Here is a 324-nt window from a genome sequence, read left to right as displayed (position 1 = left end):
TTATTTTCCTACAGCTGACCTCCCTGAATGCGGAAATCGGGCAATCCAAGGTCAAAGGGGAGCGCCTCGGACAAATCGACGTATTGAGCGGGTTCAAGGTACGCGCGGATATCGACGAGCACTATATATCCCGGATCTACACGGGCCAACGCGGGAGTTTCTCATTTAACGGGGAGCGCCATGTGCTGGAAATCAAGAAGGTATACACCCAGGTAACCAACGGGCGCTTCCAGGTGGATATGGAGTTTACCGGGGAGGCACCGGAAGGGATCCGCCGCGGGCAGTCCCTGCAGATCCGCCTGGCACTCAGCGAGGAGAAGGAGG

The 324-nt window shown here is 57.1% G+C and carries 1 protein-coding gene; it reads left to right on the top strand.

Going from position 1 to position 324, the window contains the following annotated elements:
• Window positions 1–324, top strand: a 324-nt coding sequence (locus ACRHNM_RS16515; RefSeq protein WP_431137723.1) for an HlyD family efflux transporter periplasmic adaptor subunit, incomplete at both ends; no start/stop codon positions are given.

It is taken from the genome of Psychroserpens mesophilus, from assembly GCF_050617655.1.
Taxonomy (GTDB): Bacteria; Bacteroidota; Bacteroidia; order Flavobacteriales; family Flavobacteriaceae; genus Psychroserpens; species Psychroserpens mesophilus_A.
Note: the sequence above shows the minus strand (reverse complement) of the source record. Positions and strands in the feature narration are given on the sequence as shown.